This window comes from Phytobacter sp. RSE-02 (assembly GCF_040578655.1).
Taxonomy (GTDB): Bacteria; Pseudomonadota; Gammaproteobacteria; order Enterobacterales; family Enterobacteriaceae; genus Phytobacter; species Phytobacter diazotrophicus.
Genome location: NZ_JBEULY010000018.1, coordinates 64952 through 81513 on the forward strand (window position 1 = coordinate 64952; position 16562 = coordinate 81513).

The window sequence follows — 16562 nt, forward strand, 5'->3', positions numbered from 1 at the left end:
TAGATACCCTAAATAACTCGAATTGCATAAAGGCGGCAAGCGCATAAGTGCTCAGGAACTTACTGAGATAAGTGACCGGGCCGCGCAAACGTCACCAACGCATAGGCAAGTTGAAGTATGACGGTTATAGTTATTGCTTCTCTTTTTTTACCGGGTAGTCCATGACCATTCAGAACGTAATCTGTGATATTGACGGCGTGTTGATGCACGATAATGTCGCCGTGCCGGGCGCAGCGGAGTTTATTCATCGAATCCTGGAAAAAGGGATGCCGCTGGTGCTGCTCACCAACTACCCTTCCCAGACGGGGCAGGATTTGGCTAACCGCTTTGCCTCTGCAGGTATAGATGCACCAGCCAGTGTCTTTTATACCTCTGCGATGGCGACGGCTGACTTCCTTAAACGTCAGGAAGGGAAAAAAGCTTACGTAGTCGGTGAAGGCGCATTGATTCACGAACTCTATAAAGCCGGGTTTACCATTACGGATATCAACCCGGATTTTGTTATCGTGGGCGAAACGCGTTCCTACAACTGGGAAATGATGCATAAGGCGGCCTTTTTCGTCGCCAACGGTGCGCGCTTTATTGCCACCAACCCGGACACCCACGGACGCGGTTACTACCCTGGCTGCGGCGCGCTGTGCGCCGGTATTGAAAAAATCTCCGGCCGCGAGCCTTTCTACGTCGGCAAGCCGAGTCCGTGGATTATCCGCGCCGCGCTCAATACTATGCAGGCGCATTCAGAGCAGACGGTGATTGTCGGCGACAATTTGCGTACCGACATTCTTGCGGGCTTCCAGGCGGGTCTGGAGACTATCCTGGTGCTCTCTGGCGTATCAACGCTGGATGATATCGACAGCATGCCGTTCCGTCCTTCATGGATTTACCCTTCGGTTGCTGAAATCGACATTTTTTAAACGAAACCACGTCCCCGGACGTGGTTTTTCATTTTCCGCACCAATAAAAAACAGACCGTTTAATAAAATGCGCTGAAAACTGAGAATTCATCAATAGCTCAGCTCAATTCATGTTCTTTTTTCAGCATTCGGCAATCGCCATTGCGCTTTTTACTTTCAAGGCTGTAAAACGCTTGCGCGCGTCACACCTTTGCGGCATTTTCTTAAACAAGCAATAAGACAACGCGATGACGCGGCGTCTGCACTCACACAACACTGCATTGCCTTAAAGTAACGGAGAAGTCTATGTGTTCTATTTTTGGCGTACTGGATATTAAAACCGACGCGGTTGAGCTGCGTAAAAAAGCGCTCGAATTATCCCGCCTGATGCGCCACCGCGGCCCGGACTGGTCTGGCGTTTATGCCAGCGATAAAGCGATTCTTGCCCATGAGCGTCTGTCTATTGTTGACGTCAATGCGGGTGCCCAGCCGCTGTACAACGAGAAAAAAACACATGCGCTGGCCGTTAACGGCGAAATCTACAACCACCAGGCTCTGCGTGCGGAATATGGCGATCGCTACCAGTTCCAGACCGGTTCTGACTGTGAAGTTATCCTCGCGCTGTATCAGGAAAAAGGCCCAGAATTCCTCGACGATCTGCAAGGTATGTTCGCTTTCGCCCTGTATGACAGCGAAAAAGACGCTTATCTGATTGGTCGTGACCACATTGGCATTATCCCGCTGTATATGGGCCATGATGAGCACGGTAACTTTTATGTTGCTTCCGAAATGAAAGCGCTGGTCCCTGTGTGCCGTACCATCAAAGAGTTCCCGGCGGGCAGCTATCTGTGGAGCAAAGACGGTGAAATCCGTTCTTACTATCAGCGTGACTGGTTCGACTATGAGGCAGTGAAAGATAACGTCACTGACAAAAACGAACTGCGTCAGGCGCTTGAAGAATCTGTGAAAAGTCACCTGATGTCAGATGTGCCGTATGGCGTTCTGCTCTCGGGCGGTCTGGACTCTTCTGTCATTTCCGCTATTACCAAAAAATTCGCCGCACGCCGTGTGGAAGATCAGGAACGCTCTGAGGCCTGGTGGCCGCAATTGCACTCCTTTGCTGTGGGCCTGAAAGGAGCTCCGGACCTGAAAGCGGCGCAGGAAGTGGCAAACCATCTGGGTACGGTTCACCACGAAATCCACTTTACCGTACAGGAAGGTCTGGACGCGATTCGTGACGTGATTTATCACATCGAGACCTACGATGTGACCACCATTCGCGCCTCTACACCGATGTATCTGATGTCCCGTAAAATCAAAGCGATGGGCATCAAGATGGTACTGTCTGGCGAAGGTTCTGACGAAGTATTCGGCGGCTACCTCTATTTCCATAAAGCGCCGAATGCCAAAGAGCTGCATGAAGAGACCGTACGTAAGCTGCAGGCGCTGCACATGTTCGACTGCGCGCGTGCTAACAAAGCGATGTCCGCCTGGGGCGTAGAAGCGCGCGTGCCGTTCCTGGATAAGAAATTCCTCGATGTAGCGATGCGCATCAACCCGCAGGATAAAATGTGCGGCAACGGCAAAATGGAAAAACACGTCCTGCGCGAATGTTTCGAATCCTATCTGCCGGCGAGCGTTGCATGGCGTCAGAAAGAGCAGTTCTCTGACGGCGTAGGTTACAGTTGGATCGATACACTCAAAGAAGTAGCGGCACAGCAGGTTAGCGATCAACAACTGGCGACAGCCAGCTACCGTTTCCCGTACAACACGCCGAGCTCGAAAGAAGCGTATCTGTACCGTGAAATCTTTGAAGAGCTGTTCCCGGTACCCAGCGCCGCTGAATGTGTGCCTGGCGGCCCGTCTGTGGCATGCTCATCTGCAAAAGCAATCGAGTGGGATGAATCATTCAAATCCATGAACGATCCATCAGGTCGTGCGGTTGGCGTACACCAGTCCGCTTACAAATAAGCGATTGTTATCGTTAAAGGCCCTGCGGGGCCTTTTTTTATTTCTGCATATGTTTTGCTATACAAAATCGATAAATAACCAATAATTGCCGAATTATGCGTCACGCTGTTCGCAACCTAACCAAACAGTCACATTCCGGCAATTTTCGATGAAAAAGGTATTGACGCTGTCAGGCCCAATACGCATAATGCGCCCCGCAACGCCGATAAGGTAACGCGAAAAAAAGATGGCTACTTAGCTCAGCTGGTTAGAGCACAGCACTCATAATGCTGGGGTCACAGGTTCGATTCCCGTAGTAGCCACCATCTTTTTTTGCGGGAGTGGCGAAATTGGTAGACGCACCAGATTTAGGTTCTGGCGCCGCAAGGTGTGCGAGTTCAAGTCTCGCCTCCCGCACCATTCACCAATAAGCGTTGCACGGATGGGGTATCGCCAAGCGGTAAGGCACCGGTTTTTGATACCGGCATTCCCTGGTTCGAATCCAGGTACCCCAGCCATATTTTTGATGTTTGCGGTTCACCGCGACGGTATTGGGGTATCGCCAAGCGGTAAGGCACCGGTTTTTGATACCGGCATTCCCTGGTTCGAATCCAGGTACCCCAGCCAGTCGGTGACTGGTTTGCAGTAAAATTTGGCTACTTAGCTCAGCTGGTTAGAGCACAGCACTCATAATGCTGGGGTCACAGGTTCGATTCCCGTAGTAGCCACCATATTCAAAGGCTGATGTTCATAAGAACATTAACCTTAGTAAAAAATTGTTGGGGTATCGCCAAGCGGTAAGGCAGTGGATTCTGATTCCACCATTCCGAGGTTCGAATCCTCGTACCCCAGCCAATTTCAAAAAGTCGTTTGCCTTCGGGTAGACGCAAAGGTTGAAGTTTTATGATTAACGCGTAAAATTTCACGCCTATTGGGGTATCGCCAAGCGGTAAGGCAGCGGATTCTGATTCCGCCATCCGAGGTTCGAATCCTTGTACCCCAGCCACATAAAAAGCAAAAAGCTCGCTTCGGTGGGCTTTTTGCTTTTCTCCCCCACGACTTTTATCAATTCCGAAAAATTGCCTGCGGCCTTCATTCATGGTCCAAAACAGATAAGCTATTGTCAAATAAAGACTTATCAAGGCGCAGTTCTATGAACTACCAATTTTGCTGGTATGCATTCCTCAAACCTTTGACATTTTTTACGGCACTGCTGATCTCCTCATCCGTCTTTGTGGGTGTGAGTGCCGGGGTAGTCTATCTTCTCCTTTTTGGCATAGGCTACCCGGTTGCGCTGTGTATGAGGATACACATCCTGAGCGGCAACAACAGGCTTAGGCTAAAGGAGCGCGTTTCTGAGTGGATTGTTTATCTTCCAGGCATTCCGGTACAGGAGACACGCCACAACCTGGAAGAAATCGCCTTTAAGAACCCTGAGGCTTTGCACCGATTCTATTTACGCTCACTGATCTGTAAGCTCATTCTGCATGTGCTGATTTTTTACGTTCTGTATCTCGACATTGCCAACAACGATTACACCGGGGGGACATTGCTGGTCATCTTCCTGATATTCGCCATCCTGGTTAAAACCGCTTATTCCACGATAGCCTCTTTGGTTACCGTTTTTACCCGCCGGTATGAGGTGCGATTACAATCAGCAGAATCGCCCTGGTATGAAGCCGCTTTTAAGGGCAAACCAGGGCTCAGTATTCTGATAACGGTCAAATGATAGCTTACAGTCCTAACGCATATTTCAGCGCCTGGCGTTTGAGTACGCCAGCCCGTTCCGCCGCCATCAAACCGATATTACGCAGCACGCGTACCGGGCCCAGATCGTTACTGAACCCGGCATGGAACAAGTCCATGCCACTTTGCATAATAAAATTATCCGCCATACGGCGTGTCTGATAGCGTTTGAGCACCGAAAGGCTTGCCCAGTCTTCACCGTGGCTGCGCGCCCTTGTCAGCACGTCTAAAAGGCAGTCTACATCGCGATAGCCGAGGTTTACCCCCTGCCCCGCCAGCGGATGGATGGTATGCGCTGCATCCCCCACCAGCGCGAGCCCTGGACGTACATATTGCAGTGCGTGGCGGCGCGCAAGCGGGAACGCTCCAGCAGCGACGGGCATAACATGTCCCAGTCGGGATGGAAAATGTGCCGCGATCTCTTTCTGTAACTGCACCATGTTTAACGATTGCAACTGACGAATACGGGCAGGTGTGTCGTACCAGACCAGCGATGCCCAGTAGTCAAATAACGGCAGGAAAGCATGCGGACCATTGGGGGTAAAGTGCTGCCAGGTACTCTCCCCGGGCGCGTGCTCACACTCTACAGTGATCAACATGCAGGATTGCTGATATTGCCAGGCGTGAATGCCGATACCGGCACACTGGCGCACCCGGGAATTTCCCCCATCAGCACCAATCACCAGCTTCGCCGAAAGCGTGTCGCCATCTTCAAATGTCAGTTCGTGGTACTCATCGTTCTGTCGCATCGTACTGAGCGCCGCAGGTACGCGCAGCGTTACCAGTGGGTGGCGCTCCAGCGCTTCCCACAGCGCGCGCTGCAAGACATTGTTTTCGACCATATAGCCAAGCAACGGCAGTTTTAACTCACGCGCGTCGAAGACGACATGCGCGTTTTCCCACTCCCAGGTCTCCAGCCGTTCCCATGGGTGACAACGCATCGCCTGAACCGCATCCCAGACGCCCAGCGTCTGGAGCAGCGTTACGGAGGAGGCGCTAATCGCCGAAATACGCACATCCGGTTGTGCCGTCACATCAAAGGCAGGCGGCGCATGTTGTTCAATGACCGTGACACTAAAACCCTGCTGCGCTAAACCCAACGCCAGCGCCCCGCCGACCATTCCGCCGCCGACAACCGCGACCTCAGTAGATTGATTTATCATGGCCTATTATCCTTAAACGAGAATCTCCTAAGTTTACCGGATTTTTTACATCTTGAGTCTGACAAGCGTCATACTGGTCAGCACGCGACCAAAGCATTACAATACGCGCCCTGCATTGGGCCATTAAACAAAGCATGAGCAAGTCGATGACAAAAAAACTCCACATCAAAACCTGGGGCTGTCAGATGAACGAGTACGATTCATCGAAGATGGCCGATCTGCTGGATGCCACTCACGGGTATCAACTCACCGAAGTGGCCGAAGAAGCAGATGTGCTGCTGCTTAATACCTGCTCAATCCGCGAGAAGGCGCAAGAGAAAGTCTTCCACCAGTTGGGGCGCTGGAAATTATTAAAGGAAAAAAATCCAGACCTGATCATTGGTGTCGGCGGTTGCGTCGCATCTCAGGAAGGCGACCATATTCGCCAGCGTGCCCACTATGTTGACATTATTTTTGGACCGCAAACGCTGCACCGTCTGCCGGAAATGATCAACTCCGTACGCGGCAATCGCAGCCCGGTGGTGGATATCAGCTTCCCGGAAATCGAAAAATTCGACCGCCTGCCGGAACCGAAAGCCGAAGGCCCGACCGCCTTTGTCTCCATCATGGAAGGCTGTAATAAGTACTGCACTTACTGTGTCGTGCCCTACACCCGTGGCGAAGAGGTGAGCCGTCCGTGTGACGATATCCTGTTTGAAATCGCGCAACTGGCGGCACAAGGCGTACGTGAAGTTAACCTGCTGGGCCAAAACGTCAACGCCTGGCGCGGTGAGAATTACGACGGAAGCACCGGTTCCTTCGCCGATCTGCTGCGTCTGGTGGCGGCGATTGACGGTATTGACCGTATTCGTTTTACCACCAGCCACCCTATCGAATTCACCGACGATATTATTGATGTCTACCGCGATACGCCGGAGCTGGTGAGTTTCCTGCATCTGCCGGTACAAAGTGGTTCTGACCGCGTACTGAACCTGATGGGCCGTACCCATACCGCGCTGGAATACAAAGCGATCATCCGCAAACTGCGTGCCGCGCGTCCGGACATTCAGATCAGCTCTGACTTTATCGTTGGCTTCCCTGGCGAAACGACCCAGGACTTCGAGCAGACCATGAAGCTGATTGCCGATGTGAATTTCGATATGAGTTACAGCTTTATCTTCTCCGCCCGTCCGGGAACGCCTGCGGCCGATATGGTAGATGATGTACCGGAAGAGGATAAAAAGCAGCGCCTGTATATTCTGCAGGAACGTATCAACCAGCAGGCAATGGCCTGGAGCCGCCGGATGATCGGCACGACTCAGCGCATCCTGGTGGAGGGGACGTCCCGTAAGAGCATCATGGAGCTGTCAGGCCGTACCGAAAATAACCGCGTGGTGAACTTCGAAGGCAGACCGGAGATGATCGGGAAATTCGTTGACGTGGAAATCACCGACGTCTGGACAAACTCCCTGCGCGGTAAAGTGGTGCGTACCGAAGACGAAATGGGCCTGCGCATAGCGCAGTCACCAGAATCGGTCATCGTCCGTACCCGTAAAGAGAATGATATCGGCGTTGGTCTCTACCAGCCTTAATCTTCACGGTTCTGGCTGCTCAACGTTGCAGAAAGACAGCAGGCAAGTGCCCGGTCGCAGAGATGATGATGCGACCGGAGCGCGTGCAAAACCACGAATCTGTGGCTGAGTATGACTGAGCAGCCCTTGCATTTCCCCTTCCCGCCCTTATATCCATCGCAATGCTTGCGCCTTTATTCCATGGCGTGAATAATTCTCTATAAGGCTGACGGCCTCAGGCTGTGTTAGCCAGGCTCCATTCGGCACTATCTGAATAAGAGGAACAGTTTGAACATAGATACCCGTGAAATTACCCTGACACCCGCTGACAATGCTCGCCTGCTGAGCCTGTGCGGACCGTTTGATGACAATATCAAACAGTTGGAACGGCGACTGGGCATCGAGATTAACCGTCGCGATAATCACTTCAAACTCACCGGACGTACCCTTTGCGTGAACGCTGCTGCAGATATTTTGCTCAGCCTCTATGTCGATACGGCCCCCATGCGTGGGCAAACTCAGGATATCGAACCGGAACAGATCCATCTGGCTATCAAAGAAGCCCGCGTGCTTGAACAGAGCGCGGAGAGCGTGCCGGAGTATGGAAAAGCGGTCAATATCAAAACTAAACGCGGCGTGATTAAACCCCGTACGCCAAATCAGGCGCAGTACATCGCCAATATTCTTGATCATGACATCACTTTTGGCGTGGGGCCGGCAGGTACAGGTAAAACGTATCTGGCGGTTGCCGCGGCGGTGGATGCGCTGGAACGTCAGGACGTTCGCCGTATTCTGCTGACCCGTCCAGCCGTGGAAGCCGGGGAAAAACTGGGCTTCCTGCCGGGTGATTTAAGCCAGAAAGTGGACCCCTACCTGCGACCGCTCTACGACGCGCTGTTCGAGATGCTCGGCTTTGAGAAAGTTGAGAAGCTGATTGAGCGTAATGTCATTGAAGTTGCGCCGCTGGCCTATATGCGTGGTCGCACGCTGAATGACGCTTTTATCATTCTTGATGAAAGCCAGAACACCACCATCGAACAGATGAAGATGTTCCTGACCCGTATTGGCTTTAACTCCAAAGCGGTCATCACCGGTGACGTGACGCAGATTGACCTGCCACGCAATGTTAAATCCGGCTTGCGCCACGCCATTGAAGTACTGGCGGAAGTCGAAGAAATCAGTTTTAACTTTTTCCATAGCGAAGACGTTGTCCGTCATCCTGTTGTCGCACGCATCGTGAATGCTTACGAAGCCTGGGAAGAGGCGGATCAAAAACGCCGGGCGGAACAGGCGGCCGAACGCAAACGCGAAGCCCAGGAGCAGGAGCAAAAATGAGTCAGGTGATCCTCGATTTACAGCTGGCATGTGAAGAGAACGGCGGTTTGCCGGAAGAAGCACAGTTTCAGCGCTGGCTGGACGCGGTCATTCCGCAATTCCAGGAAGAAGCGGAAGTGACCATCCGTCTGGTGGATGAGGCGGAAAGTCATGAGTTAAACCTGACTTACCGTGGGAAAGACAAGCCGACAAATGTGCTCTCTTTCCCGTTTGAAGCGCCGCCGGGCATCGAAATGCCGCTGCTGGGCGATCTGATCATTTGCCGCCAGGTGGTTGAGCAGGAAGCCAAAGAACAGGATAAACCGCTTGATGCGCACTGGGCGCATATGGTGATTCACGGTAGCCTGCATCTGCTGGGCTACGACCATATTGAAGATGACGAAGCCGAAGAGATGGAAGGACTCGAAACAGAGATAATGCTTGCTCTGGGGTATGAGGATCCGTACATTTCCGAGAAGGAGTAGTCTGTGCGGCAACCCATTGCCGTGCTGACAGAAAATGCTGCCAGGCGCTGAGTTTGCGTGTCCTGGCGACAGAACCACTAACATGAGAACCCAAACGACGCCATGAGCGACGACAATTCACACAGTAGCGACATTAACAACAAGAAGGGATTCTTCTCCCTTTTACTCAGCCAACTTTTTCACGGCGAACCCAAAAACCGTGATGAGTTACTGGAGCTGATCCGTGATTCCGGGCAGAACGAGCTTATCGATCAGGATACGCGCGAAATGCTCGAAGGGGTAATGGACATCGCCGACCAGCGCGTTCGCGACATCATGATCCCCCGCTCGCAAATGATTACCCTGAAACGCAACCAAAGCCTTGATGAATGTCTCGACGTTATCATTGAGTCTGCACACTCGCGTTTTCCGGTGATCAGCGAAGATAAGGATCACATTGAAGGGATTTTGATGGCCAAAGACTTGCTGCCGTTTATGCGCAGCGATGCCGAAGCCTTCAGCATGGAAAAAGTGTTACGTCAGGCCGTGGTGGTGCCGGAAAGCAAACGAGTTGACCGGATGCTCAAAGAGTTTCGCTCCCAGCGTTACCACATGGCTATTGTGATTGACGAGTTCGGCGGCGTCTCGGGCCTTGTCACTATCGAAGATATTCTCGAACTTATCGTCGGCGAAATCGAAGACGAATATGACGACGAAGAAGATATCGATTTCCGCCAGCTCAGCCGCCATACCTGGACCGTGCGCGCCCTTGCGTCTATCGAAGATTTCAACGAAACCTTCGGCACCCACTTTAGCGATGACGAAGTCGATACTATTGGTGGTCTGGTTATGCAGGCCTTCGGGCATCTGCCTGCGCGTGGGGAATCCATTGATATTGATGGTTACCAATTTAAAGTCGCCATGGCGGACAGTCGACGTATTATTCAGGTTCATGTAAGAATGCCGGACGATTCCCCCGTTCCGAAATTGGATGAGTAATGTAAATGGCATTTGCCCCACTGTTTGAACGCCAGCGCGTACGTTTGCTGCTGGCGCTACTCTTCGGAGCCAGCGGAACGCTGGCTTTTTCTCCTTATGATATCTGGCCTGCCGCAATTGTTTCCCTTATGGGGTTGCAAGCGCTCACGCTTAACCGGCGTCCGGCGCAAGCCGCCTGGGTAGGTTATTTCTGGGGGCTCGGTCTGTTTGGCTCCGGTATTCACTGGGTTTATGTCAGCATCGCACAATTCGGTGGGATGCCCGGGCCGGTAAACGTCTTTCTGGTAGTTCTGCTTGCCGCCTACCTTTCGCTCTATACCGGGCTGTTCGCAGGCGTGCTTTCCCGGTTGTGGCCCAAAACAACCTGGCTGCGCGTCGCGGTAGCGGCGCCGGTCATCTGGCAACTGAGTGAGTTTTTGCGCGGCTGGGTGCTGACGGGCTTTCCCTGGCTACAGTTTGGCTACAGCCAGATTGACGGGCCACTGAAAGGGCTGGCGCCGATATTAGGCGTTGATGCCATTACCTTCCTGTTGATGTCAGTAAGCGGTTTACTGGTCCTCGCGGCGGCGACACGCTGCTGGCGTCCTTTCATCGTGGCGCTGGTGCTCTTTGTTCTGCCCTTCCCGCTGCGCTATATCCAGTGGTATCAGTTGCTGCCGGAAAGAACGACGCAGGTATCGCTGGTACAAGGCAATATCCCGCAGGCGCTCAAGTGGGATGAAGGTCAGTTGCTGGATACGCTGAAAATCTATCTCAATGCCAGCCAGCCGGAATTGGGCAAATCACAGCTCATCATCTGGCCGGAATCTGCTATTTCTGATCTCGAAATCAATCAACAGCGTTTCCTGGGCATGATGGATGATTTGCTGCGCAAGAATGACAGTTCGCTTATCACCGGAATTGTGGACGCGAGTCTTAATCAGCAGAACCGTTACGACACCTACAACACCGTCATCACTCTTGGAAAAGACAGCGCCTATAGCTACAGCTCTACCGACCGCTATAACAAAAATCACCTGGTACCTTTTGGTGAGTTTGTCCCGCTGGAATCTATCCTGCGCCCGTTGGCTCCGTTTTTTGATCTGCCCATGTCTTCATTCAGTCGCGGGCCATACATCCAGCCTCCGCTGTCTGCCCACGGTTATAAGCTGACGCCGGCCATCTGCTACGAAATTATCCTCGGTGAGCAGGTGCGAGATAATTTCCGCCCGGATACTGATTTCCTGCTGACCATCTCGAATGATGCCTGGTTTGGTAAATCGATCGGCCCGTGGCAACACTTCCAGATGGCGCGGATGCGCTCGCTGGAACTGGCGCGTCCGTTGCTGCGCAGCACGAATAACGGCATTACGGCAGTGATTGGGCCAACCGGTGAGATCCAGGCGATGCTCCCGCAGTTCACCCGGCAAGTGCTGACCACCAAAGTCACCCCGACATCCGGCCTGACCCCTTATGCCCGCATGGGTAATTGGCCTCTGTGGGTTCTGACCGCGCTCCTTGGTTTTGGCGCGCTGATCATGAGCCTGCGGCAACGCCGCAAGTGATTACCCCTTCCGCGCCCTCTTTCTGACCAGAGAGGGCGCTTTCACCCTCTTTTCCTCAAATGCCATTTCTGGCACATCAATTGCAAAATAAATCCATGTAACGGCGATTTTCCCCGATGTGCGGATAGCACGCACTATGACGGATCGCATACAGCACTAAAGTGGTGCAATGGGAGATTTTTGCCTTCAAACGGTGCGGTACACTTCGCAAAAACAAACAATACCGCAGCAAAATCTTTACATTAAGCCAAACTAAATGCTAACAAACGCATACAACACTGCACGCATTTGCAGCAGGATATAACAAACACAACACTCACAATGGGTATCAATGCGTCTCTGGCGCGACGATAAAGGAGTTGGATATGCAATTACGTAAACTGGCCACAGCAATGCTGGTTATGGGAATGTCTGCGGGTCTGGCGCATGCCGCCGATGAGGCGAAACCTGCCGACGCGGCAGCCGCCCCGGCTGAAGCGCAACAGCCCACGCTGGAAAAAATTGCCAAAAACGGCGTGATCGTGGTCGGACACCGTGAATCTTCCGTACCGTTCTCCTATTACGACAACGAGCAAAAAGTTGTGGGTTACTCTCAGGACTACTCCAACGCTATCGTTGAAGCCGTGAAGAAAAAACTCAATAAGCCTGACCTGCAAGTTAAATTGATTCCAATTACCTCACAAAACCGTATTCCGCTGCTGCAAAACGGCACCTTTGATTTCGAATGCGGTTCGACCACCAACAATCTGGAACGTCAGAAGCAGGCTGCATTCTCTGACACTATCTTTGTGGTCGGTACTCGTCTTCTGGTCAAAAAAGGCGGCGACATTAAAGACTTCCCGGATCTGAAAGGCAAAGCGGTGGTTGTGACTTCCGGTACAACGTCTGAGATCCTGCTGCACAAGCTGAATGATGAACAGAAAATGGACATGCGCATTATCAGCGCCAAAGACCATGGCGACTCTTTCCGTACTCTGGAAAGCGGTCGTGCAGTGGCCTTTATGATGGATGACGCCCTGCTGGCGGGTGAACGTGCGAAAGCGAAGAAAGCGGATAACTGGGATATCGTGGGCAAACCGCAATCCCAGGAAGCTTACGGCTGCATGCTGCGTAAAGGCGATACTGAGTTCAAAAAGCTGATGGATGACACCATCGCTAAGGCGCAGACCTCCGGTGAAGCGGAAAAATGGTTTGATAAATGGTTCAAAAACCCTATTCCGCCAAAAAACCTGAACCTCAATTTCGCACTCTCTGATGAGATGAAAGCACTGTTCAAAGAACCTAATGATAAGGCTCTGAACTAATTAACAAAAAGAATACACACATTTACTGATGCTGTATCCGGGCTGCGACTGAACGGATCCCCAAAGGCCCCCAAATATTATGGTCGGGGTAGGTCAAAGCAGCCCGTACAAAGCGGCATCGTGGATGAAGTGTAGTCAGGGGCGGGATAACCAGCCCTCTCGATTGTTGAAGTAGCACGGACAGACTATACGTTGAATGGTCGTTCCCCATTCGACGCGAACACAAGCTCTTCGCACAATCTTCGAGGGTAGCGCTGCTACCCTTTTTTTTCCGGAGTAGATTTATGTCCATAGACTGGAACTGGGGAATTTTCCTGCAACAAGCCCCGTTCGGCAACACAACCTATCTCGGCTGGCTGTGGAGCGGTTTTCAGGTCACGATCGCGCTGTCGATCACTGCCTGGATCATCGCGTTCCTGGTGGGCTCTCTGTTTGGTATTCTGCGAACCGTTCCCAATCGTATCCTGTCCGGTATCGGTACTTGCTACGTGGAGCTGTTCCGTAACGTCCCGCTGATCGTGCAATTCTTTACCTGGTATCTGGTGGTACCGGAACTGCTGCCTGAAAACATTGGCATGTGGTTCAAATCCGAACTGGATCCCAATATCCAGTTCTTTGTCTCTTCGATGGTCTGCCTTGGCTTGTTCACCGCTGCACGCGTCTGCGAGCAGGTCCGTGCGGCGATTCAGTCGTTACCACGCGGGCAGAAAAACGCGGGTCTCGCCATGGGGCTGACGCTGCCGCAAACGTACCGCTATGTCCTGTTGCCGAATGCCTATCGCGTCATCGTCCCACCAATGACCTCGGAGATGATGAACCTCGTAAAAAACTCGGCCATCGCATCCACTATCGGGCTGGTGGATATGGCGGCACAGGCCGGTAAGCTGCTGGATTATTCCGCACACGCCTGGGAGTCTTTCACCGCGATTACCGTCGCGTATGTATTAATTAACGCCTTCATTATGTTGGTGATGAATCTGGTAGAACGCAAAATTCGCCTGCCGGGCAATATGGGGGGCAAATAATGTACGAATTTGACTGGAGTTCAATCATCCCGTCCATCCCTTATCTGCTGGCGGGACTGGTGATTACCTTAAAGATTACCGTGACGGCCATTATCGTCGGGATTGTCTGGGGGACTCTGCTGGCGGTAATGCGCCTGTCCAGCTTTGCCCCCATCGCCTGGTTTGCGAAAGCCTATGTAAACGTCTTCCGCTCCATTCCACTGGTTATGGTGCTGCTGTGGTTCTATCTGATTGTGCCGGGACTGTTGCAAAACGTGCTGGGTCTGTCGCCAAAATCGGATATCCGCCTGATATCAGCAATGGTGGCATTCTCAATGTTTGAGGCCGCCTACTATTCTGAGATCATCCGTGCCGGTATACAGAGTATCTCTCGCGGGCAGTCAAGTGCAGCGCTGGCGCTGGGCATGACCCACTGGCAGTCGATGAAATTGATCATCCTGCCGCAGGCATTCCGGGCGATGGTCCCACTGCTTCTGACCCAGGGGATTGTCCTGTTCCAGGATACCTCGCTGGTCTACGTATTAAGCCTCGCGGACTTCTTCCGTACCGCCTCCACCATTGGCGAACGCGACGGGACACAAGTTGAAATGATCCTGTTCGCCGGTGCCGTCTATTTTGCTATTAGCTTGAGTGCATCGTTGTTGGTCAGCTATTTGAAGAAAAGGACAGTTTAATGATTACCCTGAAAAATGTTTCTAAATGGTATGGTCACTTTCAGGTGCTGACCGACTGCTCCACGGAAGTGAAAAAAGGCGAAGTGGTGGTCGTTTGCGGTCCATCCGGTTCAGGCAAATCGACCCTGATCAAAACGGTGAACGGCCTTGAGCCCGTGCAGAAAGGGGAAATTATCGTCAACGGCACCACCGTGAACGATAAAAAAACCAACCTGGCCAAACTACGTTCTCATGTCGGGATGGTGTTCCAGCATTTCGAACTGTTCCCGCATCTGTCGATCATTGAGAACCTGACGCTGGCACAGGTCAAAGTGCTTAAACGTGATAAAACCGCTGCGCGCGAGAAAGGACTGAAACTGTTAGAGCGCGTTGGCTTGTCTGCCCATGCCAACAAATTTCCGGCGCAGCTTTCCGGTGGTCAGCAGCAGCGTGTGGCGATTGCCCGCGCGCTGTGTATGGATCCGGTCGCGATGCTGTTTGATGAACCGACATCTGCCCTTGACCCGGAAATGATCAACGAGGTGCTGGACGTTATGGTTGAACTGGCTAATGAGGGGATGACCATGATGGTGGTCACTCACGAAATGGGTTTTGCCCGCAAGGTGGCGCACCGGGTTATCTTTATGGATGAAGGGAAAATCGTTGAAGATTCAGCGAAAGAAGAGTTCTTCGCCAATCCGAAATCTGAACGCGCGAAAGATTTCCTCGCCAAAATCCTGCATTAATCGTTCCGACGCGCATTCACCAGAATGCGCGTCTCATCACGCTTTACTGTTTCACTTCTCGTCTGATTTACAGCAACGTTTTAACCTTGTCGCACAGTAATGCTAACAAGGAGTTGCTATGGTCCAGCCCATCATTCTTGATTGCGATCCTGGTCATGATGACGCAATCGCAATTGTTCTTGCTCTCGCCTCACCCGAACTCGACGTAAAAGCCATCACCTCCTCTGCGGGAAATCAGACACCGGAGAAGACTCTGCGTAATGTGCTGCGCATGCTCACCCTGCTCAATCGTAGCGATATCCCGGTGGCGGGTGGCGCCATTAAGCCCCTGATGCGTGAACTTATTATCGCGGACAACGTGCATGGCGAAAGCGGTCTGGACGGTCCTGCCCTGCCGGAGCCCTCTTTTGCACCCCTGTCTTGTACCGCCGTAGACCTGATGGCGACCGTGCTACGTGACAGCCCTGTTCCGGTCACTATTGTCTCCACCGGCCCCCAAACCAACGTAGCCCTGCTGCTAAACAGTCATCCGGAGCTGCACAGTAAAATCAATCGTATTGTGATCATGGGCGGCGCGATGTCGCTTGGTAACTGGACCCCTGCGGCGGAATTTAATATCTATGTCGACCCGGAAGCCGCCGAAATTGTCTTCCAGTCGGGCATTCCGGTGGTGATGGCAGGTCTGGATGTCACGCATCGGGCGCAAATCCACGCGGATGACATTGCGCGTTTCCGTGCCATCGGCAACCCTATCTCTACCATTGTGGCCGAACTGCTCGACTTTTTTATGGAGTACCACAAACAGGAAAAATGGGGATTTGTTGGCGCGCCATTGCATGACCCATGTACTATCGCCTGGCTGCTGAAACCGGACCTCTTCACCACCGTAGAACGCTGGGTGGGGGTAGAAACGCAGGGTAAATATACCCAGGGTATGACGGTGGTGGATTACTATTTCCTGACGGGAAATAAACCGAATGCCACCGTGATGGTCGATGTTGAGCGAGAAGGGTTTGTGGATTTACTGGCAGAACGTCTGACATTCTACAGTGCGGCCTGATGCCCTCCCCCCACCCCTCTCCGACTGTACGGTCCGGAGACATAGTGAACGCTTGTTCGGGGACATGGTAGACACTTACAACTGAGGCATAAGAACCCGTTTATGGAGTCACTTATGCCCTGGGATGCGAGAGATACCATGTCATTACGTT

General features: G+C 52.4%; 14 protein-coding genes and 7 tRNA genes. 20 read left to right on the top strand and 1 reads right to left on the bottom strand.

Annotated elements, in window-relative coordinates; all coding sequences use genetic code 11:
* Window positions 1-161 precede the first annotated feature (161 nt).
* From ABU190_RS24130 to ABU190_RS24175, 10 genes are all read left to right on the top strand, one after another.
* Window positions 162-914: an HAD-IIA family hydrolase gene (locus tag ABU190_RS24130; RefSeq protein ID WP_071193860.1), complete on the top strand. Its 753-nt coding sequence runs from the start codon at window positions 162-164 to the stop codon at window positions 912-914.
* Window positions 915-1199: 285 nt separating this feature from the next.
* The gene (gene asnB, locus ABU190_RS24135; RefSeq protein WP_108701801.1) at window positions 1200-2864 is read left to right on the top strand and encodes an asparagine synthase B; all 1665 of its coding nucleotides are present in this window, start codon (window positions 1200-1202) and stop codon (window positions 2862-2864) included.
* A gap of 228 nt (window positions 2865-3092) precedes the next feature.
* Window positions 3093-3169 (top strand) — tRNA-Met (locus tag ABU190_RS24140).
* A gap of 9 nt (window positions 3170-3178) precedes the next feature.
* Window positions 3179-3263 (top strand) — tRNA-Leu (locus ABU190_RS24145).
* 23 nt (window positions 3264-3286) lie between these two features.
* Window positions 3287-3361, top strand: a tRNA-Gln gene (locus ABU190_RS24150).
* 34 nt (window positions 3362-3395) lie between these two features.
* Window positions 3396-3470 (top strand) — tRNA-Gln (locus ABU190_RS24155).
* Between the two features lie 27 nt (window positions 3471-3497).
* Window positions 3498-3574 (top strand) — tRNA-Met (locus ABU190_RS24160).
* 49 nt (window positions 3575-3623) lie between these two features.
* Window positions 3624-3698: transfer RNA gene (locus ABU190_RS24165), tRNA-Gln, on the top strand.
* A 77-nt stretch (window positions 3699-3775) separates the two neighbouring features.
* A tRNA-Gln gene (locus tag ABU190_RS24170) sits at window positions 3776-3849 on the top strand.
* A gap of 147 nt (window positions 3850-3996) precedes the next feature.
* A complete protein-coding gene (locus ABU190_RS24175; RefSeq protein ID WP_354692570.1) occupies window positions 3997-4572 on the top strand; it encodes a hypothetical protein in 576 nt (191 codons plus the stop codon).
* A gap of 4 nt (window positions 4573-4576) precedes the next feature.
* Here the strand turns inward: ABU190_RS24175 and ubiF are convergent, their stop codons facing one another.
* Window positions 4577-5752: a 3-demethoxyubiquinol 3-hydroxylase gene (gene ubiF / locus ABU190_RS24180; protein ID WP_354692571.1), complete on the bottom strand. Its 1176-nt coding sequence runs from the start codon at window positions 5750-5752 to the stop codon at window positions 4577-4579.
* A gap of 146 nt (window positions 5753-5898) precedes the next feature.
* Here ubiF and miaB point away from each other — a divergent pair, with 146 nt between their 5' ends.
* From miaB to rihA, 10 genes are all read left to right on the top strand, one after another.
* Window positions 5899-7323, top strand: coding sequence for a tRNA (N6-isopentenyl adenosine(37)-C2)-methylthiotransferase MiaB (gene miaB / locus ABU190_RS24185; RefSeq protein WP_354692572.1), 1425 nt, complete (start codon window positions 5899-5901; stop codon window positions 7321-7323).
* Window positions 7324-7590: 267 nt separating this feature from the next.
* Entirely contained in the window at window positions 7591-8637 is a 1047-nt protein-coding gene (locus ABU190_RS24190) for a PhoH family protein (protein ID WP_041852119.1), read from the top strand.
* Window positions 8634-9101, top strand: coding sequence for an rRNA maturation RNase YbeY (gene ybeY / locus ABU190_RS24195; RefSeq protein WP_296417719.1), 468 nt, complete (start codon window positions 8634-8636; stop codon window positions 9099-9101). The genes ABU190_RS24190 and ybeY overlap by 4 nt, the downstream gene beginning before the upstream one ends.
* 102 nt (window positions 9102-9203) lie before the next feature.
* On the top strand, window positions 9204-10079 hold the full coding sequence (gene corC, locus ABU190_RS24200; protein ID WP_041852121.1) for a CNNM family magnesium/cobalt transport protein CorC: 876 nt from the start codon (window positions 9204-9206) through the stop codon (window positions 10077-10079).
* A 5-nt stretch (window positions 10080-10084) separates the two neighbouring features.
* Entirely contained in the window at window positions 10085-11623 is a 1539-nt protein-coding gene (gene lnt, locus ABU190_RS24205; protein ID WP_354692573.1) for an apolipoprotein N-acyltransferase, read from the top strand.
* A 365-nt stretch (window positions 11624-11988) separates the two neighbouring features.
* Window positions 11989-12927, top strand: a complete 939-nt coding sequence (locus ABU190_RS24210) for an amino acid ABC transporter substrate-binding protein (protein ID WP_071193864.1) — start codon at window positions 11989-11991, stop codon at window positions 12925-12927.
* Window positions 12928-13211: 284 nt separating this feature from the next.
* Window positions 13212-13952, top strand: a complete 741-nt coding sequence (locus ABU190_RS24215) for an amino acid ABC transporter permease (RefSeq protein ID WP_041852124.1) — start codon at window positions 13212-13214, stop codon at window positions 13950-13952.
* The gene (gltK, locus tag ABU190_RS24220) at window positions 13952-14626 is read left to right on the top strand and encodes a glutamate/aspartate ABC transporter permease GltK (protein ID WP_041852125.1); all 675 of its coding nucleotides are present in this window, start codon (window positions 13952-13954) and stop codon (window positions 14624-14626) included. Before ABU190_RS24215 ends, gltK begins: the two co-directional genes overlap by 1 nt.
* Window positions 14626-15351: an amino acid ABC transporter ATP-binding protein gene (locus tag ABU190_RS24225; RefSeq protein WP_041852126.1), complete on the top strand. Its 726-nt coding sequence runs from the start codon at window positions 14626-14628 to the stop codon at window positions 15349-15351. Before gltK ends, ABU190_RS24225 begins: the two co-directional genes overlap by 1 nt.
* 118 nt (window positions 15352-15469) lie before the next feature.
* Window positions 15470-16411, top strand: a complete 942-nt coding sequence (rihA, locus tag ABU190_RS24230) for a pyrimidine-specific ribonucleoside hydrolase RihA (protein ID WP_354692574.1) — start codon at window positions 15470-15472, stop codon at window positions 16409-16411.
* The last annotated feature ends 151 nt before the right edge of the window (window positions 16412-16562 follow it).

Coding starts and splice junctions, on each gene's coding strand:
- ABU190_RS24210 (WP_071193864.1), top strand. CDS start 11,989: ATGCAATTACGTAAACTGGCCACAGCAATGCTGGTTATGGGAATGTCT.
- ABU190_RS24130 (WP_071193860.1), top strand. CDS start 162: ATGACCATTCAGAACGTAATCTGTGATATTGACGGCGTGTTGATGCAC.
- miaB (WP_354692572.1), top strand. CDS start 5,899: ATGACAAAAAAACTCCACATCAAAACCTGGGGCTGTCAGATGAACGAG.
- gltK (WP_041852125.1), top strand. CDS start 13,952: ATGTACGAATTTGACTGGAGTTCAATCATCCCGTCCATCCCTTATCTG.
- ABU190_RS24215 (WP_041852124.1), top strand. CDS start 13,212: ATGTCCATAGACTGGAACTGGGGAATTTTCCTGCAACAAGCCCCGTTC.
- asnB (WP_108701801.1), top strand. CDS start 1,200: ATGTGTTCTATTTTTGGCGTACTGGATATTAAAACCGACGCGGTTGAG.
- corC (WP_041852121.1), top strand. CDS start 9,204: ATGAGCGACGACAATTCACACAGTAGCGACATTAACAACAAGAAGGGA.
- ybeY (WP_296417719.1), top strand. CDS start 8,634: ATGAGTCAGGTGATCCTCGATTTACAGCTGGCATGTGAAGAGAACGGC.
- rihA (WP_354692574.1), top strand. CDS start 15,470: ATGGTCCAGCCCATCATTCTTGATTGCGATCCTGGTCATGATGACGCA.
- ABU190_RS24175 (WP_354692570.1), top strand. CDS start 3,997: ATGAACTACCAATTTTGCTGGTATGCATTCCTCAAACCTTTGACATTT.
- ubiF (WP_354692571.1), bottom strand. CDS start 5,752: ATGATAAATCAATCTACTGAGGTCGCGGTTGTCGGCGGCGGAATGGTC.
- lnt (WP_354692573.1), top strand. CDS start 10,085: ATGGCATTTGCCCCACTGTTTGAACGCCAGCGCGTACGTTTGCTGCTG.
- ABU190_RS24225 (WP_041852126.1), top strand. CDS start 14,626: ATGATTACCCTGAAAAATGTTTCTAAATGGTATGGTCACTTTCAGGTG.